The following is a 22,049-nucleotide window of genomic DNA, read 5'->3' as shown; positions in this document are numbered from 1 at the left end:
GAGACATACGCTGCCGCCTGATCGTTTCCCTCGTACCCGTGAATATCTGAGAGGACTCGGATGATCAAGGTGGGACTGTTCCGTACCCGACTGGCGGCGTTAACCGCCCTGTTCAGCATCCTGATGACTCTGATCTGGGCACTTCCCCAGACCGCCACCGCCACCACCGAGGCAACCGCCGACACCGCCTCGACGGCCTCGGCCGTGCCGACGCACCCCCTCTGCGCGAGACCCGACAAACCCAACCAGATGGCCTGCTTCGCCGTCGCCCGCGACGATGTCCGCCAGACCGGCAAAGGCTTCCAACCCCTGCTGGCCCCCGCCGGATTGGGCCCCGCCGACCTCCAGAGCGCCTACGACCTGCCGTCCGACGTGGCCGGGGCGGGGGTCACGGTGGCCATCGTCGACGCCTACGACAACCCGAACGCCGAGGCCGACCTGGCCGTCTACCGCTCCCAGTTCGGCCTGCCGCCCTGCACCACGGCGGGCGGCTGCTTCCGCAAGACCGACCAGCGCGGCGGCACCGAGTATCCACAGCCCGACCAGGGCTGGGCCGGCGAGATAGCCCTCGACCTCGACATGGTCAGCGCCGCCTGCCCGCTCTGTCACATCCTGCTGGTCGAGGCCGACGAGCCGTCCATCGACGGCCTCGGCGAGGCGGAGAACACGGCGGTCGCGCTCGGCGCCGCGTACGTCTCCAACAGCTGGGGCGGGAGCGAGAGCGCGTTCGGCGACCTGCCCGGTGACGACTACTACAAGCACCCGGGCGTGGCGATCACCTTCAGCACCGGCGACAACGGCTACGGCACCAGCTACCCGGCCTCGCTGCCGTACGTCACGGCGGTCGGCGGGACCTCGCTGAGCCGGGACAGCGGGACCCCCCGGGGCTGGAGCGAGTCCGCGTGGACCGGGGCGGGCAGCGGCTGCTCGGCCTACTCCTCCAAGCCCTCCTTCCAGACCGACCGGGGCTGCGCCAACCGCGCCGTCGCGGACGTGTCTGCCGTCGCCGACCCGGCGACCGGGGTCAGCGTCTACAACACGTACGAGGACCGCGGTTGGGGCGTCTACGGCGGCACCAGCGCGTCCGCCCCGATCATCGCCGCCACCTACGCGCTCGCCGGGAAGCCGGGCGCGAAGACCTACCCCAACGCCTACCCGTACGCCCACTCCGGCGCCCGCGACGGCGCGCCGAACGGCGCTCTGAACGACGTGACCAGCGGCACCAACGGCACCTGTGCCACCGCCTATCTGTGCACCGCCGGCCCCGGCTGGGACGGCCCCACCGGCCTCGGCACCCCGAACGGCACCGTCGCCTTCACCACCGGCCCGTACGGCAGGTTGACCGGCAAGGTCACCGACCCGTCCGCCGGCGGCCCGATCGCCGGGGTGCGGATCACGGCCGGCGCGAACGCCACGACGACCGGCGCCGACGGTACGTACGACATGACGCTCCCGGCGGGCACGTACGACGTGACAGCCGCCAAGTTCGGCTACGGCAGCACCACGCCGGCCGCCGTCGAGGTCGGCGACGACGCGACCGTGGCCCGGGACTTCACGCTCTCCGCCCAGCCCCTGGTCACCGTCAGCGGGCGGATCCGGGACGGCTCCGGGCACGGCTGGCCGCTCTCCGCGGGCATCCAGGTCACCGACGAGCCGTCCACTCGGACGTACACCGACCCGGCGACCGGCCGCTACACCCTCAGGCTGCCCGCCAACAGCACCTACACCCTGCAGGTCGACCCGGTCTACACCGGTTACCAGGTCACGACGGCCGACCTGACGGTGGGTGCCAAGGCCGGCCGCAAGGACTTCGGCATCCCGGTCGACGCCGCCGCCTGCGTGGCGCCCGGGTACAAGCAGACGTTCAGCGAGGCCACCGAGACCTTCGACGGCACGCAGGCGCCCGCCGGGTGGAGCGTCACCGGCAGCGGCCACACCTGGCGCTTCGACGACCCGGCCGGGCGCGGCAACCTCACCGGCGGGTCGGGCGGCTTCGCCATCGCCGACAGCGACTACTCCGGCGACCGGCAGAACACCTCCCTCCTCTCCCCGGTCCTCGACCTGACCGGCTACGACACGCCCGCGGTCCGCTTCAGCACCTTCTACAAGCCGTTCGACGACGACTCCAAGGCCGACGTCGACTTCAGCGTCGACGCCGGCACGACATGGTCCACGGCCTGGCACCGCGACACCGCCTCCGCGGGCCCCGGGACGCAGAGCATCGCCCTCCCGGGCGCGGCGGGGAGGTCCGCCGTCCAGGTGCGGTTCCGCTACAACGGCGACTACGCCTACTACTGGCAGGTCGACGACGTCGCCTTCGGCGGCATGACCTGCAAGCCGGTGCCGGGCGGGCTGCTGTACGGGACGGTGACGGACCGCAACACCGGCCGGCAGCTGAGCGGTGCGACGGTGAGCGGCAAGACCGGTGCCAAGGCGACCACGGCGGGCGACGGTTCGTACGTACGCTTCGCGCCGCGGACGGGCCGTCAGCAGGTCGCGTTCAGCGCCGAGCACTACACCACGGCCACGAAGAAGGTGAACGTCAAGGCCGACCACGCCACCCGCCTCGACGCGGTGCTGCTCGCCGGACAGCTGGCGATCAGCCCGGCGGCGGTCGACAAGACCGTACGCAAGGGGAAAGCCACCACCGCCCTGGTCACCCTGCGCAACACCGGCTCGGCCCCGCTCACCGTCAGCCTCGCCGAGCGGTCCGGGGACATCCCGACGGCGACGACGGCCCGCGCGGCAGCTCCGCAGTACGTTCCCGGTGACTTCACCCCCGACCGGCTGACGAATACGAAGCCGAAGACCACGTCCACGTCCACGGACGTGACCCCCGCCGCCTCGGCCTGGACCTCCCTGGCCGACTACCCCACCCCCGTCATCGACAACGCGGTCGCCACCGGCCCGGACGGTCGCGTCTACTCGGTCGGCGGCACCGACGGCACCTCCGTTCTGTCCGGCGGCTACGTCTACGACCCCGTCACCGCCGCCTGGACGGCGATCCCCGGCGGCCACCCCACCCCCCGCGAGTCACCCCAGTCCGCCTTCCTGAACGGCAAGTTGTACGTCACCGGCGGCTGGACAGCCGACGGCGGCACCGTGACCAGCACCGAGGTCTACGACCCGCAGCACCGCACCTGGTCCACCGCCGCCCCGGTGCCCGCCGGGTACGCGGCAGCGGCTTCCGCCACACTCGACGGCAAGTGGTACCTGGTCGGCGGCTGCGGCCAGGGATACTGCACCGGCGCCACCGCAGTGCAGGTCTACGACCCGGCCACCGACACCTGGGCCGCCACCACCCCCTACCCCGAGGCCATCTCCTGGCTCGGCTGCGGCGCCGTCTCGGGCACCCTGTACTGCGCGGGCGGCACCACCGTGGTGGAGGGTACGCGGCACGGGTACGCCTACGACCCGGCCACCGCCGCCTGGACTCCGATCACCGACCTTCCCATCGACCTGTGGGCCTCGGCCGCCACCACGGCCGACGGCCGCTTCCTCCTCTCCGGCGGGGTCAGCAACCTCCTCGGTGTCGTCACCAGTGCCGGCTACGCCTACGACCCGGCCGCCCGCACCTGGACGGCCCTGCCCGCCGCCTCCACGCCGCTCTACCGGGCCGGTGGCGCCTGCGGGTTCTACCGGGTCGGCGGTGCGCCGAGCGTCTTCGACGCCCGTGCGAATGTCGAGCAGTTGCCCGGCCTCGACAGCTGCGTCCCGGCAACCGACGTCCGCTGGCTCTCCACTACGTCCACCACCCGTACGCTCGCCCCTGGCCAGCGCCTGACCGTCACCGTCCGGCTGGACGCGGGCGCGACGTCGGTGGACGTGGCCGGGACCTACACGGCCGCACTCGCGGTCAGCACGGACACGCCGTACACGTACCCGGTGGTGCCGGTCCGGATGACCGTGCGCTGACAAACCGGCATCCGACAACCGTCGGGCCGTTCTCCGCCGCCCCCTCGCGCCGCATCAGTCGCGAGGGGGCCTCCTCGCGTCCTTCCTCCTGCCGCCCGTGTTGCTCGTGGGGCCCTGGCTCACGCCGCCAGCCGATGGAGAGCTCGTCTGCGTGGGCGCAGCGGCGGTACCTGCGCCGCCACCGGGCAATGCGGGGCTGGCCGTGAGGTCCGGCGGAAGCGGCCGGGCGGTCGGCAACCTCGGGGCGGAGACCGGAACTGTGCCGCCCGGGGTGGGGTGGGAGGAGACAGTCGCGCTGACGGTCGACAGCGCGAACCCGAAGCCGCCCGCGTCAGACGACGGCGATGAAGCCGCCGAAGGGCGCGGTGTGGACGGTGAAGGCGCTGCCCCGAAGGTCGCAGTGGCGCAGGGCGCCGTCCGTGGCGGCGGTGGCGGCGGTGTCGGCGAACAGCTTGATCCTGCGCCTGCCCCGGATACCCAGGTCGCGCAGGTCGACGCTGAGGGGCTGAGCCTGGCCGGTGGGCGGGGTGTAGCCGGGGACCGAGGAGTCGAGGCCGGGCCAGATGGTGAGGGTACGGCCGTTGACTCCGGCGATGTACCAGGTGCCGCCCTTGCGGCGGGCGACGACGACGTGGCTGCCAGGGGCGGCGGCCAGGTAGCGGGTCTCGTCGAAAGCGACGGGAACGGTGCTCAGCAGTTCGCGCACCTCGGCGGGCTGGGCGAGGTAGCGGTCGGGGCTGTCTGCGCAGCCGTTGAAGCCGGACTGGTAGATGACGGTCCGGGCCAGCTCGTGGGCGTCCGTCGTCCGGCGCGGGTTGGCCCCGTAGACGTACGGGGAGAGCAGGGTGGTGCCGTAGTCGAAGGCGCCGACGGCGTTACGGGTGATGGCCGCGATGGTGGTCTGTTCGGGGATCTGGTCGGCGTACGGCTTGGTGTTGGCGTAGTACTCACTGGCGATGCCGGCCTCGACACCGAGCAGGTGGGAGTAGGTGCGGTCCCAGCCGCGCGGCACGGTGGTGTTGTGCAGCACCACGTGCAGCCGGTAGCGGGCTGCGTCCTCGAGGACCTCGCGCTTGCGGGCGATGAGCTGCTGTTTGTCGCTCTGCCAGCCGTCGGCCTTGATGCCGGCGATGCCCAGGTCACGCAGTCGGCGGAAGGTTGCGCGGCGGGTGGCGGCGTCGGCGATCAGGTCGCGCGGGGTGTTGGCTACGGCGTCGTTGTTCTCGCCCGCGGAGTTGTACCAGAGGAAGAGTCGGATGCCGCGGGTATCGGCCTCGGCGACGAGGCGCTCCAGCGGCACCGCGTTGCCCGCCGCATCGGTCATCTTGTCCCACTTGGCGTCGACGAGGGCGTATGGCCAGCTCATCTCCTGGGCCAGGTCGAACCAGCGCAGCGTCTGCTCCAGGCTGGTAGGACTGGTCGGCGCCGTCAGCCAGCTGAAGGCCGACGCCCCCGGGCGCACCCAGGACGTGTCCTCGACCGCGCAGGACAGCGCGAGGTCGGTGGCCAGGGTGGTCTCCGCGAGCCCGGCCGGGTCCCGGCTCACCGCCACGAACCGCCAGGGCGTCTGCCAGGCACCGGTGACCTGGGGTGCGCCGGGGCCGAGGTTGCCGAGCGCCTCATCGTCGGCGGGGAAGGCGATGGTGTACGTCACGCTGCGGGCGGCCGTGTCGAGCGTGGGCTGCCCCAGGTGGCAGGCCGGGTAGGTACCGTCCATGCCGGACTCACCGGCCAGCACCCACCACGTACCGCCGTCCGCCGCCTCGGTGCGGGCGAGCAGCGGGAAGGACGCACCACCGGCCGAGGTGGTCGCGGCACCGAGCACAGGCGTGGTGTGGTTCGCGCGGGAGACGTACCACTCCTGGTACTTGGGGGACTTGAGGGTGTACGGCTGGGTGTACTGGGCGCCGCCGTCCGCCGGGAGGGTCAGGGTCAGACCGGTGACCTCGGCGGTAACAGTGCGGGTGGTGCCGTCACCCAGGCCGGGGAAGCGGCAGCGCAGGGCCACGCCCTCCTGGCCCGCCCTCAGCACGATCTCCATGGGCAGTCCCTGCGCGTTGCGCACCGAGACCACCCGTTCGGTCATCACCTTGCGGACCCGGGAGGTCTTCCCCTGCGGCAGGCCGTACCGGATGTCCACGCTCTTCGGGCGGCCGGTATCGGTCACCGTCAGGCGGGAGGAGAAGTCCGCGTCGTCCAGCACCACCCCCACCGGACTGGACGGCACGACCTCGGTGCCGCCCACGCTGACCGCGTACGCCGCGACGCCGGAGTCCACCGTCAGGGTCAGCGACACCCGACCGCGCCGGCATATGACGGTTGTCGGCCCGCCGCCGGACCGGTCCGCGATCCGGTCGGCACGAGCGCGGCGGCGAAGGCGATCGCGTAGGCCGACAGCACCCACGACACGCTCGCGACGCCCGTGCCCGGGAACGACCGTCCGATTCCGTCGAGGGCGACGTTGACGACGAAGAAGTCGAGCTGCGCCATGAAGGCGACGGCACCCAGCACCGCCATGATGCCCCAGCGGCGCGGGTGACCGGCCTCGGTTACGGCCAAAGCGGCCGACGCAGGGGCGAGGCGCCGTGTCGTCGCGACGGTCTGCGGTGCCGCCTGTGTGGACGTCCCGTCCACCTCGCAGAGAAAGTGAGCTTGCAGGCCCTTTTTTTGGCCTGCCTCCAGGGGGCATCTCTTGGAATGGGTTCTCAAGCCCTTTTGTGCGGTATGATGGTGACCATGACCGCCACCAGCGAAGCGCCGGGTCAGAAGCTGACCGCCAAGGGCCTGGCCACACGCGAACGCATCGTCGGGGCGGCCGCCGAGCTGATGTACGAACACGGCGCGCAGAACACCAACAACGAGCAGATCCGCGAGGCCGCCGGGGTCAGCGGCTCACAGCTGACGCGTCACTTCCCCACCAAGGAGTCCCTGGTGCGCGCGGTGCTCGCCTGGCAGGCCGACACCATCGTCGCCCGCCACCAGGCGCCCGAACTGGGCGAGTTGGACAGCTTCGCCGCCCTGCACCGGTGGGCCGACTCCTACATCGCCTCCCAGGACATGGTGCGGGGCGGGTGCACGTTCGGCTCGCTGGCCGCCGAGGTCGTCAAGGCCGAGCCCACCCACCGGGACGCGGTGGCCGACGGCTTCGGGCGGTGGCAGGAGCTGTTCAAGCGCGGCCTGGGCAAGATGCGCGAACGCGGCGAACTGCGGCCGGAGGCCGACCCGGTCGCACTCGCCCACCTGCTCACCGCCGCGTTCCAGGGCGGAGCCCTGCTCGACCAGGCGGCCGGCGAGTCCACGCCCCTGCGTGACGCGCTGTACGGAGCCCTGGCCTACATCGAATCGTTCGCCGTGCAGCGCGGACCGGACACGGTCTTGGCCACTGGCCCATGACTCCTGGCAGGTCCGGGCCGGTCCGCGATGACGCCGTCTCGGGCGGTGCACATCCGCGATGCCTGCTCGTCCCAGGACCCTGAGCGGCCAGACCTGCCCCCGAGAATCGGGTGTCGGGCTGCCGGGGCCTGGGTGCCGCAATCAGTCACAACGGCTGGCGAAGAGGCGCGAGTTCGGTGCCGCGCCTGGTCAGCACGGGTACGTTTCCAGAGTGGCGGTCGAAAGGTCGACGCAATGCCTTTCATTCTGAACACCGATGAGGTCGAAGAGCGTGATCGTGCCGACTTCGTCCACGAGGCGCTCGGCGCGACGATGGTGCCGATCGAACTGCACTGGCCCGGGCACCGACGGGCGGTGGCGGCGCATGGCGTCGTCACCGACCTGGGCGACCTGACCATCTGCGCGGGACGTACCACCGCCCTGCGGGTGGCACGCACCGCCGCCCTGGCCCGTGACTCGATGGAACCGAGCATTTTCATCAACGTGCAGCTCTCCGGGTCGAGCATGGTCGTCCAACACGACCGGGAAGCGGTGCTCCGGCCCGGCGAACTGGTCATGTACGACTCCACATCCCCCTACACACTGCTGAACGACACCGGCATGACCGGCAACTTCTTCCGTGTGCCGCATTCGGCGCTGGCGATGCCGCACGACATGATCCGCGCGGCGTGCGCGGTCAAGCTGGGCCCGGGGCACCCGGTGGTCTCACTGACCCACGACTATCTGCGCCGACTGGCCGCCGATCCCGCCCTGACTACTGCGGTGAACGCCGACCTCGTCGGTCAGCCGAGCATCGAACTCATCCGCGCCGTGATCGCGATCCATCTGCGGGCCGAGGAGTTGGCCGCCGAGCCCATGGCCGCCACCTTACAGATGCGCATCCTTGAATACGCCCGTCGGCACCTCCACGACCCCGGCCTGTCTGCTGAGCAGATCGCAGCCGTGCACCACATCTCGGTGCGCTACCTGTACAAAGTGCTTGCCGCAAGTGGCATCAGTCTCGCGGACTGGATCCGCACCCGCCGCCTCGAAGCGTGCAGGCAGGCCCTCGCTGACGACGACGCCGTAGCCATCGGTGCTGTTGCACGACGTCACGGTTTCTCTGATCTGTCCAGTTTCAGCCGGGCTTTCCGAGCCGCATACGGCATGTCCCCCAGCGAATGGCAAAAACGCTGAACGGACCGCCAGTGGACCAACGGGCCGTCGTGGGCGACACCTCAAAGACAGAGCCAGGGCGTCAGATCAGGTTCAGCTTGTCAAGAAAAGCGGCGGCGACAGAGGTGTCCCCGGTCACCTCGGTCCCCTCACGCCAGGGGATACGGGTGGTCGACCAGGCCAGGAAATCGAGCGTGGACGACGTCACCTGAGCCGCCGGGGCCGGTGCGGTGGCGGGGTCCTCGACGAGGATCGTGTCCCCGACGCGGTGAAGGACGACATGGGTCGACGCCGGGCCCGTCAGAACCAGTGCCAACGGCGCGAGGAGCGAGCGGTGCAGGTCGGGCTGCATCTTCGGAATGCCGCCCAGCAGCCAGTGGACGGAGGGCTCCATCCGGTCCTCATCCATGGGCGGCACATCGGCGTCCAGCGGCCCGCGGGGACCGAGCAGGTCGAAGCGCAGATGGGTCGCGAAATCGAAGGAGAACATGTCCGGGATGGCGTGCAGTTCATAGACGCCGAGGTCGAGCAACTGGGCGGTGGACGATGCCAGCGGCTCGTCCTGGAGGCTGTCGAACACGGGGAAGGCAAGCTCCGACTGGACTCGAAGGAAGTCGACGGTCGCAGCGGGCGTCTGCTCCCTGGCGGCTTTGACCAGCACCTCGTTGAGCTGCTCGATCCCGAGCGGCGGATCCGGGTACCGCAACGTCCCCTGCACGGCGGACACCAGCAGCGAGATGAGCTGTCCAGCGTGCGAGAACACGTCCTTGACCCGCCATCCCTCCGCACCGCTGGGCTGGTTCCAGCCGACGTCGTCGATAGTGCTGGCCACTAGAAGCAGATCTTGCGTCGCCAGGCGAAAGCCCTTCATACCCGCAACGGTCATGAGGGTCATCACTCCTTGGTGAGGCCAGAGCGCAGCGCGCACCAGCAGGGAATGTCGATCTGCGGCGGTTCATCGACCTATGGGCTGCCGTCTCGCCCACTCCGCGCGCCCTGCGTGGGCGGCCGCGAGGCCGGCACATGCGGGTGAAGGCACAACACCGTGTGCCCGGCCCGGTATTCGAGGCCGACGGTCGCTGCGTTGTCTCGGGCAGATCACATGCTAGGTGCCGACCCGCGCAGCGCACTGTGCGAGAAGTGAACCCTGCTGTGCGTGCCGTGCACAGCAGGGGGCGCCAGCTCCCGCCGCGCCGTACGGGACTGACAAGATCTTCGAAGGCGCTTGTCACGGTGAACGGCAACGTGGCGAACCGTGCGAGCGCACTCGAAGACCGACCAGATCGACGGCGTCTGTCATGTTGTCATCGCTGCGAACGGACAGGGAGAAGCGAGCATGCCCTCCATCACCACCTCCGACGGCCTCGACATCCACTACAAGGACTGGGGTTCCGGCCGGCCCATCGTGTTCTGCCACGGCTGGCCGCTCTCGTCGGACGACTGGGACCCCCAACTGCTGTTCTTCCTCAACGAGGGCTTTCGGGTGGTCGCCGCCGACCGCCGCGGCCACGGTCGCTCCACCCAGACCGACAGCGGTCACGACATGGACCACTACGCAGACGATCTGGCCGCGGTGGTCGACCATCTCGACCTGCACGACGCCGTGTTCGTCGGCCACTCCACCGGCGGTGGTGAGGTGGCTCACTACCTCGCCCGACACGGCCAGGACCGGGCTGCCAAGGCCGCACTGGTCGCCGCCGTTCCTCCGCTGATGGTCCAGACCGACGCCAACCCCGGCGGGTTGCCCAAGTCGGTCTTCGACGACCTGCAAGCGCAGCTCGCGGCGAACCGCTCGGTCTTCTACCGCGCGCTGGCGGCCGGCCCGTTCTACGGGTTCAACCGTCCGGGCCGCGAGCCCGACGAGGCGATCGTCGACAACTGGTGGCGCCAGGGCATGATGGGCAGCGCCAAGGCCCACTACGACGGCATCGTGGCCTTCTCCCAGACGGACTTCACCGACGACCTCACGAAGATCACGGTGCCCGTCCTCGTCATGCACGGCGACGACGACCAGATCGTGCCCATCGATGACTCGGCGCACCTGTCGTCCAAGTTGCTGCCCAACGGGATTCTCAAGGTTTATCCGGGCTTCCCGCACGGCATGCCGACCACCGAGGCACCAACGATCAACGCGGATCTGCTGGAGTTCATCCGCTCCTGACTTCCGCAATGACGTGCCCGCAGTAACGGGAGGGACGGTTCACGGATGCACGCGCTACTGCATGCGCTGTCGATCGCAGGCTCAATGACCTGGGACATCACCTGGGCCCTCATCCTGGGGTTCGCGCTGTCCGCTGTCGTTCAGGCCGTGGTACGCAAAGGCACCGTCGTCTCGTTGCTCGGCGACGATCAGCCCAGGACTCTCGCCCTCGCCGCGGCCCTGGGCGCGGCGTCCTCGTCCTGTTCGTACGCCGCGGTGGCACTGGCCCGCTCGCTGTTCCGCAAGGGCGCGAACTTCACCGCCGCCATGGCCTTCGAGATCGCATCCACCAATCTCGTCGTCGAACTCGGGGTGATCCTCGCGCTGCTGATGGGCTGGCAGTTCACCGCCGCGGAGTTCATCGGCGGACCCGTCATGATCATCGTTCTGGCCGTCCTCTTCCGGCTGTTCCTCCGCGACCGTCTCCTGCGTGAGGCGCGCGAACAGGCCGAAAAAGGACTCGCCGGATCCATGGAGGGACATGCTGCGATGGACATATCCATCCAGCGCGAAGGCTCCTTCGCCGGCCGGTTGTTCTCCCGTGAGGGATTCACCTCCACCAGCCACGTCTTCGCCATGGAGTGGGCGGCGATCCTGCGTGACGTGGTCGTCGGCCTGCTCATCGCCGGCGCCATCGCCGCCTGGGTGCCGGACTCCTTCTGGCGCACATTCTTCTTCGACGGGCACCCCCTGGAGGCCAGACTGTGGGGGCCCGTGATCGGGCCCCTCGTGGCAGTCGCCTCGTTCGTGTGCTCCATCGGCAATGTGCCATTGGCAGTGGTGCTGTGGAAGGGAGGCATCAGCTTCGGCGGCGTCGTGGCGTTCATCTTCGCCGACCTGCTGATCCTGCCGATCATCAACATCTACCGTAAGTACTACGGCGCCAGGACGGCCGCATTCATCTTCGCCACCTTCTACTTCGCGATGGTCATCGCCGGTTATGTCGTGGAACTCGCCTTCTGGGGCCTCGGTCTGATCCCCCGTCAGGACGACGCGAAGCTACCCGCGGAAGGCATCAGCTGGAACTACACCACCTGGCTCAACATCGCCTTCCTCCTCCTCGCCGCCGTGCTCCTCGCGCGCTTCTGGCGCACCGGTGGACGGACCATGCTCCGTATGATGGGTGGTCCTCCCGAGACCGAAAGCCACAGTGACGTCCACCATCAGCACGGCACCAAGCCGCAGGGGGCGTCGCAGACCACGACCGAGGCGTAGGTCCGATACAGGCTGGGACCGCGGCACCCGAAGCGGCGTGGCCTCCAGTCCGTGCCCGCATGGTGCAAGCAGCCATTTTTGATCGGGCCGGCATCCGCACTGGCCAAGTCGTCGCGATGGCAGCGCGCTTGCCCGGCGGCGGTGCGCGGACCCCGGGGTCGCCGCGCACCCACTGCAACCCGTCCGCATTTCGGCGGCCCGGATCATGCTCTGCACCCGCTGCAGGTGTGTGACGAAGCCGGACAAGCAGGCACCCGGTGCCCGTCCCGACCTCGATGTCCGCTTGCGTGACCGCCGTTTAAACAGCAAACCAGCAAATCGACCAAGACGTCGCCCTCCGAACTGCCCGATCAAATACACGCTGCAGGAGTTGGACCCATGAGTGCAAAGACCTGGCTGATTACCGGTGCGTCATCCGGATTCGGCCGTCAGCTCGCCGAGACCGTGGCTCATCGCGGTGACCATGTCATTGCCACCGGTCGTCGGAGCGACGCTCTCAACGAGCTGGCTCAACAGAACTCCCGGATCAGCACCGTGACCGCCGACGTGACGACCCCCGAGGGCATCGCAGCAATTGTTGCCGCGGTCGAGACCGCTGGAGGCGTAGACGTGCTGGTCAACAATGCCGGTTACGGTGTCTTCGGCGCCGTCGAGCAGATTTCCGAGGACACCGCTCGCGCGGTATTCGAGACGCACGTCTTCGGCCCGCTGGCCATCATCCGCGCCGTCCTGCCCTCCTTGCGATCCCGCCGAGGACGCATCATCAACCTTTCCTCGGAGCTGGGTGCGTACGCCTGGCCTGGATCGGGACTCTACTCCGCGAGCAAGGGCGCCCTTGAACTCATTTCCGAGGCTCTGGCCCTGGAACTCGCTCCGACAGGCGTCACGTCTACAGCCATCCAGCCCGGCACCTACGGTACGGGGTTCATCGCCAACGCCGTAGTGGAGGCACCCAACGAGGTCTACGCTCCCTCCGTCGGCGCTCAGTTGGCGAAGATTGGCCAACTCGGACCGGATGCCGTTGGGGACCCGCAGGATGTCGTGGAGGCCATCCTGTTGGCTGCGGATGCGGCAAATCCGCCCGTACGACTCGCTGTGGGGGCAGAGGCGTTGACGACCATCCGCGAATCCCTCCAGAAGCAACTGCGGGAGCTCGATGCCGTCACGGGGGCCACGCAATCTTGATGTCGGTCCTCAGCCAAGAACCTGATCACTCAGGCGCGGCGAACTCCTCGTGATACGCGGTTCGTGTGGACGCCATGGACCGCCAGGAGCGTCCGGGCACCTCAGAGCACAGGCCCTTGACCAGGAGGCGGTGCAACAGCGCGCCGAGGCTTGCCTGCTCCTTAAAGCTGCCTCGGTAGTCGGCGACGTTCGCGATCTTGGGCGTGACCTCGATCTCGGCGGCGACGACCCAGACGTGGGATAGGTCTGGCTTCTCGTCCGCCGTCGGCGGGAGAGCAGGACCAGCGGGATCAGGCCCCGTGAGCGTCTTCGTCTCAGATGCAGGCGTTGGACTGCGAGTGCTCTGCTTGGCTGGCTTGGCTCCAGCCGAGCGAAAAGGCTCTCCTGCCAAAGGGCGCGGTTGGTGTCGTGCCAGAGGGGGGTGTCGCGGCCGTGACCGTTCCTCCGGATCGCTTCGAGCTCGTAACACGGTCACGGTGCGGTCTTCTTGAGGAGCGACCAGCTGCTCATGGTGCAGCGGACGGTGACGGGGGTGTCTTGGGGGTCGTGTGGACCGCGGTGCCGGTCGTCAGTGGGTTGCTGCCCTTCAATGGCAGTCGCTGCGGAAGTCCAGCGGCATTTCCGGGCAGGCGGTGCAGGCAAAGAGGTAGAGGCCGCCGTTGTCGCCGAAGCTGACGTCCAGCGGGGCCCGGTTGGCCTGCGCCTGGGGCCCCTGGTCGGCGGCCGGTTCGATCCCTCCCGTGTAGCCGTTGACGGCCCACTCCTCGCGCGGTATCCAGTTCCGGTCGCCCTCCCAGCCGGTGAGCGTGAGCAGGTGTTCGGTCCCGCCCCCGCAGCGCGCGCAGATGGGCCAGTCCGGTTCCTGCGTCCAGGAGGGGAAGCCGCCGACCTTGCAGCCGGGGACGATCAGCAGGTCCCACATGCTCCAGCCCTCCTCCTCTTCCTCGACGAAGGGCTCGTCGTGGGCGAGGAGCCGCTCGCGCAGCCCCTCCGGGGCGTCCGCATAGGGGTAATCGGTGACCGGCTCGGGGTCGAACACACAGGGGCGCGGCACCAGGTTGTTGTCCGCGTCCGGGTGCGGCGCGGGCGGGAGTTCCAGCAGGGGGTCGAGCGCGGTCGAGTCGCGCCACAGCAGGAGCGGACGGTCCAGCGCGTGGAACTCCTCCACCGGGCACCACAACAACTGCAGCAGGTCCATGCCGGTCGGGTGCGGCAGTGTCGGCACGTCCCGCGCGAACAACTGCAGCACCGGCACCAGCGGCACCGGCCCGGTCACCTCCCGCCCCGATATGATCCGGTGCGAGGCTTCCGGGCACACCGGCCAGGGCTCACCCGCCGGCCACAGCACTGGACCGCCGATGGAGCTGTGCTCGACCGTCGGCGTCCCGCGCCGCGGGTGCAGCCGCGTGGCGTTCCGGACGAGCGGCGCGAGCGCAGGGAACAGCGCCTCGACATCCAGGGGGCGCGGCGGGGTGGTGCGTGTCATGGCGGCACTCCTGACTGCGGCTCAACAACTACGCTGATCGTCTCTGCTGGCTGACGGGAGCCTAGATCACTGCGCCGACACACCAGCCGCCCCCCGAAGAGCTCGTGGCACAATCACCGTGCGGCCCTCTTGAGGCGACGCCGGCAGATGGGTGTGCAGCCGGCTGGTCGTGGTTGAGCAGGAGCGTGATGGCCAGGGCAGCGCTGCCGTCGGCAAGGTCGATGCCCCAGGTCACCTCGCCGCCCAAAGCCAGGACATCGGTGAGGAGTTCGAGGAGTTCGGCTTCGTCGTCGGCGACGCGTCGGGACAGCAGCCGGTGCCCGCTGTCGTCGGTCGTGACGCAGTGCTGGTGGGTCTTGCCCGCGTCGATGCCGGTCCAGATCGCGGCCATGTGGTGCCTCCGTGCGGTGTGGTGCTGGAGCCTCCCGACGGACGACCACGCTGTCGATTCCCTACTCAGCGATCATTCGCAATTCCTAGTTGGCAGCCGAGTCGTCGTGAGGCGCCGGGCGGCCAATCACTGAAAGCCACAAGTGGCAGAGCCTTTTGAACCACACCCGGCACCCCTGGGCGGGTCAACCATACGAAGGGCTCACCGCGTCCCGCAGAACTACGTAGGGAGGCCTTTCCAACCTCACCGTGAGACTGCGAGGTTGGATCAGGCTCAGGGCGTGTGGAAAGCCGTGTCGGCTCAAGCTGCATTCACCGCCTCGGCGCTCCCCACCATCTCCCGTGCTGGTGATAGACGCGGTTCCAGTCTTCGCCGATGGCATCATCGGGTACTGCCACGAGCATCGATTGCGCTTCGTTACACACGTGTTCGGCCTGAGCGGCGGTCAAGCGGCGGCAGTTCGAGAGCAGCCCCGCCATCTCGGCCGCCAGCGGATCGTCGGGCCGCGACGGTTCGGGGAGTTCGACACCGATGATGGCGGCGAGGTCGCCAGGCGAGATGCCGAGGGCGGTCGCGAAGCCCGTCACCAGGTCCGGAGTGAGCGGAACGCGTCCCCGGCCGATTCCGCTGATTGTGGAGGCGGCCAGGTACACGCGGCCATCGGTCAGCAGGGCCAGGGTCTTGGCCGTGGCGGTCAGGGAGTGCAGGTTTCGGTTGCCGCACAGCAGGTTGACGAGCATCGCACCGAACCCCGACTCGTGCTGGTCATAGGTCCGCGGCGGAAGGGACGGCGGGTCTCGGGGTTCGTGCGGCAGCTGATCGATCATCCAGCGGACGCGAGCTCTGTGGTCCGACGGCAGTGCCATCGTGATCTTGACAAGGCTCGCGATTCCGGATCCGGCCGCTGGATCCCAGGGGACGCGCGCTTCCGGTGCCGGGACATCGGCGATCACGTAGAGGTCGTCGACGTGAAAACCGAGTGCGGGGGCAAGGTCGTCGAGCTGCGAAGCCAGCGGGGGCACGCCCGAGACCACCGAGCGGAGTTCGATCTCCGAGATGCCGGACGCCGAGGCCAGCCATGTGACATCCGTCCGACGGTGATTCAGAAGTCGGGTCAAGAGCACGCCGAAGCCTGGGTGATTCGCCATGGTGCGCATTTTCCAGCCTCAGGTGTTTGCGGCGAGATGGAGGGCCAGGACGGCTTGGACGATTCCGGTGATGCGGGTGGTGCTGCACCGGAGCTTGCGTAGGAGCCGCCAGACCTGGAGGGCGGCCGTGGCTTGCTCACGCAGCGCGCGGATCTTGGCGTGGGAGGTGTTGACAGCTCGCTGGCCTGCCGAGAGTTTGTGCCAGCGGCCTCGGTAGGGGACGCGGACGGTGCCGCCGGCTCCTGGGTAGGCCTTGTCCGCCCACCAGCGGATGTCAGCCCGCGCCAGGGCGCGCCGGGGATGTCGTGGGTGCGCGCGGCCTTGATGTCGTGGACGGCGCCGGGCAGCGCGGGCGAAGCCCATAACAGGCGGCCGGGCGGCTCGTCATGCGCCGGGCCACGGTCGTGCTGGACGAGATCGGCGCTGCCGCGCGAATCGTCCGGCCTGCCCGGCAGGCCGCGACAGTGCGCCTCGGCTGGCTGCCCAGCGCCGGCGCCGCCCTGGTCCCCCCCCGCGGCCTGACCGCCCTGCGCCGGACGGATCCCGGCCTCCAGGTCGCCACCCGGGAGGGCGGCCCCCCCCGGCACTGGCGCGCGCCCTGCGGGTCGGCAGTCTCGACCTGGCCCTGCTCGCCTCGGCGCCGCCGTTCCGCCCGCCGGACGCCGAGTCGCCCCCGCTCGAACTGCAGACCCTCACCGAACGCGCCCTGCGCCTGGCGGTGCCCGCGGACCATCCACTGGCCCGCGGCGACTTCATCGACGTGGCCGATCTGCACGGGCAGCGCAGGATCGCCGGCTCCGCCTCCGGCGAGGACCGGCTGATGGGCGTGTGGCCCGGCCTGGACGAGCCGGCGGAGATCGCCCACACCGCTCGCGACTGGCTCGCCAAGCTCCAACTCGTGGCCGCGGGCTGCGGGTTGACCACGGTGTCAGAATCACTGGTTTCCGCCGCACCGCAAGGCGTCCGCATCCTGCCGGTCCGGGGCGGTCCCCGGGAACAACGGCGACTGCTCCTCGCCCGCCCTCCTCAGGCGCCGAGCGAGCCGGCGGCGCGCCTGGCAGCGGCCCTGCGCGCGGCGGCCCTCGGCCCGGGTATGCCCGATGCCTCCTGACACCGGTCAGCCCTGTGCCGTTTCGATCAGCTCGAGGAGGTTGCCTTCCGGGTCGGTGACGTACGCGTACCGCATCCCGTCGGTCGCGCCGGGCGCGGGCGGCGACACCTCCCCGGCGCCGCGTTCCGCGGTCAGGACCGCGAACACCGCGTCCAGATCTGGAACCTGAAGCGCGAGGTGCGTGAAAGTCTGCGCGGAGGTCGCGGCGAACGGATCGGTGTGCGCGACGGGACTCGAACCGGAACGTTCGACGAACTCCACGCGCAGCCCGGCCCCGTCGCTCAGCACAACGGTGCGGACACCCGCCTCGGGCATCTCGATTCGCTCCTCCACCTCGGTGAGTCCGAAGGCATCGCCGTACCAGGATTCCTGAGCGGCGAGGTCGGCGACCGAGAGGCTGACGTGATGGAAACGGGCAGTGATCATGGCAACCTCCATGGTTAATGATACTTACCTGGTAAGTGCTGTTAACCTTAGGCGCATGAGCCCTCCTGTCAAGCGGCGCCCGACGGGCCGTCACCACGGGGACCTGCGCAACACCCTGCTGCGGGCAGCCCTGGAACTGGTCGCCGAGCGAGGACCGCACGGCTTCACTCTCGCCGAGGCCAGCCGTCGCGCGGAGGTGAGTGTCGCGGCGCCGTACAAGCACTTCGCCGACCGTGAAACGCTGCTGGCGGAACTCGCCACGCAGGGCTATCGCGAGCAGCAGGCCCGTTTCGCCGTAGCCCTGAGCGGCAGCGAGGACCCGGTGGAGCAGCTCGCGGCCTTCGCGGCCGCCTACGTCCGCTTCGCCGCCGAGGAGCCGGCACTGTTCGACATCACGTTCCACGCGGGCCTGGACAAGTCACGGTTCGACGAACTGGCCGCGGCCGGCGACGAGGTGGCCCGTCTCCTCCTCCCCGTGTCCTGCCGCCTTGCTCCCGACGAGGACGACGCGTTCGACCTGCTGCTCCGGGTGGCCGGCGCCGCCCACGGGCTTGCCGTGTTCCTCCGTCAGGGCCTGTTCGGCATGGGTGGTGGGGCTCTCGCCGACACGGAGGCCAAAGCTGCCCGCACGGCCCGTGACATCGCGCGGCAGTACGACGCCTGATCCCGCCTTGCGCCAGCACTCGCCACGCGGTTCGCCTGATCGCTGGTTGCGCCGCGAATGGTCGTCGGCCGCGATGACTGAGGTGTTTTCATCCTGACGCGGCTGCGAGGTGCAGAGTGAGCACGCGGCCTTGACGATCGCGGTGCTGCGGTTGGTGCTGTTCCCAGCCGCGCCCTGATACGCCTTGTCGGCCCAGCACTTGAGGCCGGCCTCGGCAAGGGCGTCAATGATTGCGTGCTCGCGTGCCGCCGTCAGGTCATGTGTCGCGCCGGGCAGCGCGGGGGACGCCCACAGCAGCCGTCCGAACGGATCGCTCAGCACCTGAACGTTCATACCGTGATGCCGCTTCTCTCCGGAGTAGTAGGGCCGGTCGGCGGCGATCCGGTTGATCGGCAGCACGGGTGCCGTCCAGGATCACGTACGCCTTCGAACGGGCCATCACCATTGCCTCGGTGAGCGTGGGCGCCAGCGCGGCCAGAACGTCGATCGCCTCGCGGACGTAGCGGTACACGGTGGCAATCCCGTTGCCGAACCCGGCCGCGAGCTGCGCATACGAGTCGCCACACGGCAGATGGGCCAGGGCGAGCAGGGCCTGACGCCGGGAAGTCGGCCTCCGCCACCGACTGCCTGTCTCCCGACGTCGCACCGCCAGCACCCGACTCAGGTGACGCAGGTGCACGGTGGACAGATCGATGGCCGACGGATAGACAAGCACACGGAACTCCTGGAACGACGGTTGATCCTGGTCGACAACTCGTCCACCAGGAGCTTCGACGTTCCACAGGCCTGTCCAACTCCGAGTCACCCTGGGCAGGTTGGAAGGTGCTCACGGACGGCGTCTGAGAAGGGCGTAGTACACCTGGGTCTCAAAACCATGCGCAGCGGATTTCCTTTCCAACACGCAGCGACTCAAGGGCAGGTGGATCGTCCCCACGCGGACGGGGACAGCTCCCACTCCCAGGCGAACACGATCAAGACCTACGAGGCTCCCCGACAGTGGCGGCCACCGCGCTCAAGGACGCGCCGAAGGCCGACGCAACCGGACCGGCACCGGCTACCTGCACACCGCCCTGGACGACATTCCCGCCTGGGGAGGAATGGTCTTTCCAGAGGCCCTACTGCGTTAGCCCCTGTTCGAGCGAGGGTCCGTCACAGGTGCCCGCGCTCAACCGCTCGCCGGGCACACGGCGCGGTACGAGGCGTCGGGGATGTAGGTGTGCCACTGGGCAGGGGACAGCGTCGTTCCCGTATGGGCGCAGATCCAGGTGGCTGGGTATGAGGCGTTGACGGGATAGCGCTGGAAGTGGGACGTGCGCACTGGTGGCGTAGAGGGTGGCGGCGCCCGGGGTGAGGGCGAGGGAGGTGATGCGTTCGCCGGGGGTGGTGAGGCCGAGGGGGAGTACAGGCTGTCGTCGGGCTGATCTTTTTGTGGCCACGGGATGTGCGTTGTCGGGTCCGGTGGGTCTGATGTCTGGTGAGTTCGAGGGGCTGGGCCCATGATCATGTCGGCGGGGGCGGTCGTTGGCGGGACGGCTTAGGGTTGCGCGTTATGGGGAGACCACCGGGACACGGTCCGGACTATGAGATCAGGCGACAGGACATCATCGACAAGGCGGCGGCGCTGTTCGCGCGGAAGGGGTACGCGGCGACCGGCATTGTTGAGCTGGGCACCGTGGTCGGACTGGCGAAAGGCGCCTTGTACTACTACATCGGCTCGAAGGAGAACCTTCTTGTCGAGATCCAGGACCGGGTCATGCGGCCCCTGCTGGCCTCCGCGCGCCGGATCGCGGGAGTGGAAGCCGACCCGGTCCTGAAGCTGCGGATGCTGTCGCAGACACTGGTGGAGAACATCCTGGCCAGGCTCGATCACGTCTGGGTCTACGAGCATGATTACCGCAACCTGGACGGTGCCAACTTGGCCCGGCTGCTGGGCCAGCGCCGGGAGTTCGAGGACATTGTGCAGGGGCTTCTCGTGCTCGCGATGGAGGATGGTTCGTTCCGCGAGCTGGACCCGAGGCTGGCCACGCTCCAGTTCCTCAACATGCACAACCACACCTACCAATGGGTCAGACTCGACGGCGAGTGGGATGCGGAGTCCCTTTCCCGTGAGTACTGCAAAACCCTCTTCCGCGGCTTCGCGGCCCCGGGCCGGGAGTTCGAAGAAGTCGAGGACCTCATGCGCGAGTTCCTCGCCAAGAGGGTGACGGCCCCGCCGGCACCGCTGGAGACCTCCGCGGACTGAAGCACCTCGTTTCCCCGGGGAGTGGGGCCTGGCAGTGGCGGCGGCTGCGCCGGTGGCGAATGCGGAAGGGGAGAAGTCGCCGTGTCGGTGTTCGTGGAAGCGACCGGGGATCCCGCAGCCGCACGGTGCCGGGCCCAGCTGGGGGCCTCTGCGTCGGGTGCGGGCTTGGACCGCCGGACGGTCTGCCCGGGCACGCAGGTAACGCACGCTTGACGGAGGTCGGGGTGCGGGCGTTCGTGAGCGCTCTGACGGAATCGCCGCCGTTGCTGCTGGGCGCCGACCGTGGTGCAGCCGTTCACTGGACTTCGGTCCGGTGATGCGCAGCATGGCACGGCGCCACCACCGACAGGGTCGTCCGTCCGGGCCACAGCAGCTACAGGTGCTTGATGATGCGACCCGCAGAGTCCGGAGCGGGTCAGTGACAGGCGGCTGCGCGAGGGACGGTCTCTGCCGCCGGAAGGCACTCGCCCTGATGATCCTCACCCGGATCTTCACGAACACAGGAGTACCCCTGGGGTTGGCGGCCCTGGTCGCGCCCCTCGCGTGGTCGAGTCCCGCCGGCTCGCTTCATCCAGTGCGCGGCCGCTGCGGCACAGGTGGGCGATTCCGTCATCGCTCTCGCCCACCCCGCGAAGGGACTGTGATCTCGGGTGCCGCGTTCCTGACCGCAATGCACCCGTCCACGGTAGTCATCACCGTGTGAGTGCGGCTCGCTCGCGACAGGAGGTCGTATGGACCCGGCTAGGCACGCTCGGGTCCACACGGGCCGGCCCAGCCGCGACGGGCTGTGCTCAGAATGACGACATCTCTGCCAGTACCTTGCCGTCGGCGCCGTACGTCCGGAAGACGGGACGGTTGGCTCCTTGCCCGCTCTTCTGTTCCTGCGCGACCTTTCCGGGGGGCCCGACCGCGTAGGTGCTCACGTAGGCGGGTCGGCCGTCCAGCCGCACGATGGGGAGTTCGGTCGTCCGGCCCTTGAGGGTCATGGTGATCCTGGCGGCCGGGGTCTTACCGGTATAGGCCAGGATGTACACGGTTCCTTGGGCGAGTGGGTGCATGTTCATGGTCATCGGCACCGCGCCTGGCTGGTTGACGTCGAGGTAGCCCACACAGACGGGTTTTTCGTGACCGGGTGCCGCGTCGCAGAACTCCCTGGGCTTGAGCAGGTACCAGACACCGAGTCCGGCCTGGACCTTCTCCCCGGGGCTTACGATCCGCACCTGGGTTTGGGGGCTCGGCGACGCCGGCCGGGTGGGGGAGTGCGCGGGTGTGGGGTCGGTACTGGTGACGCTGTGCGAGGGCGTCGGCTCGGACAGGGTCGCGATCTCGATACCCACGGGCACCAGAAGGGCCGCGCCAAGGGTGGCCGCCGCCCACCGGCGTCGTCGTGCGATGGTCCGGCTGCGCCGCATGATCCGTTCGTGCGGGAACGACGGTGGGGTGCAGCCGTGCGCGGCGTCGTCGAGTGCCTGCCACAGTTCGGGTACCGGTGGCTGCGGTGACATGTCGGTCGTCATC

The 22,049-nt window shown here is 69.2% G+C and carries 15 protein-coding genes and 5 pseudogenes; 10 read left to right on the top strand and 10 right to left on the bottom strand.

Features of this window, described 5'->3' with window-relative positions; all coding sequences use genetic code 11:
• Positions 1-60: 60 nt before the first annotated feature.
• Entirely contained in the window at positions 61-3,915 is a 3,855-nt protein-coding gene (locus ACFXC1_RS42180) for a carboxypeptidase regulatory-like domain-containing protein (protein ID WP_381253265.1), read from the top strand.
• Positions 3,916-4,246: 331 nt separating this feature from the next.
• Here ACFXC1_RS42180 and ACFXC1_RS42175 read toward each other — a convergent pair whose 3' ends face one another.
• Complete coding sequence (locus ACFXC1_RS42175; protein ID WP_381253262.1) at positions 4,247-6,211, bottom strand: glycoside hydrolase family 97 catalytic domain-containing protein; 1,965 nt, start codon at positions 6,209-6,211, stop codon at positions 4,247-4,249.
• Positions 6,202-6,549 carry a hypothetical protein gene (locus ACFXC1_RS42170; RefSeq protein ID WP_381253259.1) on the bottom strand — a complete coding sequence of 116 codons (348 nt, stop codon included), beginning with the start codon at positions 6,547-6,549 and terminating at the stop codon, positions 6,202-6,204. Before ACFXC1_RS42170 ends, ACFXC1_RS42175 begins: the two co-directional genes overlap by 10 nt.
• Positions 6,550-6,651: 102 nt before the next feature.
• Here ACFXC1_RS42170 and ACFXC1_RS42165 point away from each other — a divergent pair, with 102 nt between their 5' ends.
• Both ACFXC1_RS42165 and ACFXC1_RS42160 read left to right on the top strand, forming a co-directional pair.
• Positions 6,652-7,308: a TetR/AcrR family transcriptional regulator gene (locus tag ACFXC1_RS42165; protein WP_381253256.1), complete on the top strand. Its 657-nt coding sequence runs from the start codon at positions 6,652-6,654 to the stop codon at positions 7,306-7,308.
• A gap of 234 nt (positions 7,309-7,542) precedes the next feature.
• Positions 7,543-8,484: a helix-turn-helix domain-containing protein gene (locus ACFXC1_RS42160; RefSeq protein WP_381253254.1), complete on the top strand. Its 942-nt coding sequence runs from the start codon at positions 7,543-7,545 to the stop codon at positions 8,482-8,484.
• A gap of 61 nt (positions 8,485-8,545) precedes the next feature.
• On the opposite strand, the gene ACFXC1_RS42155 is transcribed toward ACFXC1_RS42160, so the two are convergent.
• On the bottom strand, positions 8,546-9,358 hold the full coding sequence (locus ACFXC1_RS42155; protein ID WP_381253251.1) for a maleylpyruvate isomerase N-terminal domain-containing protein: 813 nt from the start codon (positions 9,356-9,358) through the stop codon (positions 8,546-8,548).
• A 441-nt stretch (positions 9,359-9,799) separates the two neighbouring features.
• Between ACFXC1_RS42155 and ACFXC1_RS42150 the strand changes: the two genes are divergently transcribed.
• From ACFXC1_RS42150 to ACFXC1_RS42140, 3 genes are all read left to right on the top strand, one after another.
• Positions 9,800-10,624 (top strand): alpha/beta fold hydrolase, encoded by an 825-nt coding sequence (locus ACFXC1_RS42150; RefSeq protein ID WP_381253248.1) that lies wholly within the window; start codon positions 9,800-9,802, stop codon positions 10,622-10,624.
• A gap of 45 nt (positions 10,625-10,669) precedes the next feature.
• Positions 10,670-11,878: a permease gene (locus ACFXC1_RS42145; protein WP_381253245.1), complete on the top strand. Its 1,209-nt coding sequence runs from the start codon at positions 10,670-10,672 to the stop codon at positions 11,876-11,878.
• A 378-nt stretch (positions 11,879-12,256) separates the two neighbouring features.
• Positions 12,257-13,063 carry an SDR family oxidoreductase gene (locus ACFXC1_RS42140; RefSeq protein WP_381253242.1) on the top strand — a complete coding sequence of 269 codons (807 nt, stop codon included), beginning with the start codon at positions 12,257-12,259 and terminating at the stop codon, positions 13,061-13,063.
• A 586-nt stretch (positions 13,064-13,649) separates the two neighbouring features.
• On the opposite strand, the gene ACFXC1_RS42135 is transcribed toward ACFXC1_RS42140, so the two are convergent.
• The 4 genes and pseudogenes from ACFXC1_RS42135 to ACFXC1_RS42120 all read right to left on the bottom strand — a co-directional run.
• Positions 13,650-14,549 carry a YwqG family protein gene (locus ACFXC1_RS42135; RefSeq protein ID WP_381253239.1) on the bottom strand — a complete coding sequence of 300 codons (900 nt, stop codon included), beginning with the start codon at positions 14,547-14,549 and terminating at the stop codon, positions 13,650-13,652.
• Between the two features lie 127 nt (positions 14,550-14,676).
• Positions 14,677-14,940, bottom strand: a pseudogene (locus tag ACFXC1_RS42130) (IS110 family transposase); the annotation flags it as partial.
• Positions 14,941-15,251: 311 nt separating this feature from the next.
• Positions 15,252-16,088, bottom strand: a complete 837-nt coding sequence (locus ACFXC1_RS42125; protein ID WP_381253233.1) for a hypothetical protein — start codon at positions 16,086-16,088, stop codon at positions 15,252-15,254.
• An 18-nt stretch (positions 16,089-16,106) separates the two neighbouring features.
• Positions 16,107-16,471: pseudogene (locus ACFXC1_RS42120) on the bottom strand (transposase family protein); the annotation flags it as partial.
• Here ACFXC1_RS42120 and ACFXC1_RS42115 point away from each other — a divergent pair.
• A pseudogene (locus ACFXC1_RS42115) lies at positions 16,457-17,199 on the top strand (LysR substrate-binding domain-containing protein); the annotation flags it as partial. The pseudogenes ACFXC1_RS42120 and ACFXC1_RS42115 overlap by 15 nt on opposite strands.
• Positions 17,200-17,205: 6 nt before the next feature.
• On the opposite strand, the gene ACFXC1_RS42110 reads toward ACFXC1_RS42115, so the two are convergent.
• Entirely contained in the window at positions 17,206-17,625 is a 420-nt protein-coding gene (locus ACFXC1_RS42110; RefSeq protein ID WP_381253230.1) for a VOC family protein, read from the bottom strand.
• Positions 17,626-17,680: 55 nt separating this feature from the next.
• Between ACFXC1_RS42110 and ACFXC1_RS42105 the strand changes: the two genes are divergently transcribed.
• Positions 17,681-18,289 carry a TetR/AcrR family transcriptional regulator gene (locus ACFXC1_RS42105; RefSeq protein WP_381253227.1) on the top strand — a complete coding sequence of 203 codons (609 nt, stop codon included), beginning with the start codon at positions 17,681-17,683 and terminating at the stop codon, positions 18,287-18,289.
• Between the two features lie 162 nt (positions 18,290-18,451).
• On the opposite strand, the pseudogene ACFXC1_RS42100 reads toward ACFXC1_RS42105, so the two are convergent.
• Positions 18,452-19,004 (bottom strand): annotated as a pseudogene (locus tag ACFXC1_RS42100) (transposase family protein); the annotation flags it as partial.
• Between the two features lie 235 nt (positions 19,005-19,239).
• Between ACFXC1_RS42100 and ACFXC1_RS42095 the strand changes: the two are divergent.
• Positions 19,240-19,368: pseudogene (locus ACFXC1_RS42095) on the top strand (IS481 family transposase); the annotation flags it as partial.
• A gap of 470 nt (positions 19,369-19,838) precedes the next feature.
• A complete protein-coding gene (locus ACFXC1_RS42090; protein ID WP_381253224.1) occupies positions 19,839-20,531 on the top strand; it encodes a TetR/AcrR family transcriptional regulator in 693 nt (230 codons plus the stop codon).
• A gap of 791 nt (positions 20,532-21,322) precedes the next feature.
• Here the strand turns inward: ACFXC1_RS42090 and ACFXC1_RS42085 are convergent.
• Positions 21,323-22,048, bottom strand: a complete 726-nt coding sequence (locus ACFXC1_RS42085) for a hypothetical protein (RefSeq protein ID WP_381253222.1) — start codon at positions 22,046-22,048, stop codon at positions 21,323-21,325.
• Position 22,049: the final 1 nt, after the last annotated feature.

Origin of the sequence: Streptomyces hokutonensis (genome assembly GCF_042751305.1) — a bacterium.
Lineage (GTDB): Bacteria > Actinomycetota > Actinomycetes > Streptomycetales > Streptomycetaceae > Streptomyces > Streptomyces hokutonensis_A.
The sequence above is the reverse complement of the archived record's forward strand: the minus strand, read 5'-3'. Positions and strand labels throughout refer to the sequence as shown.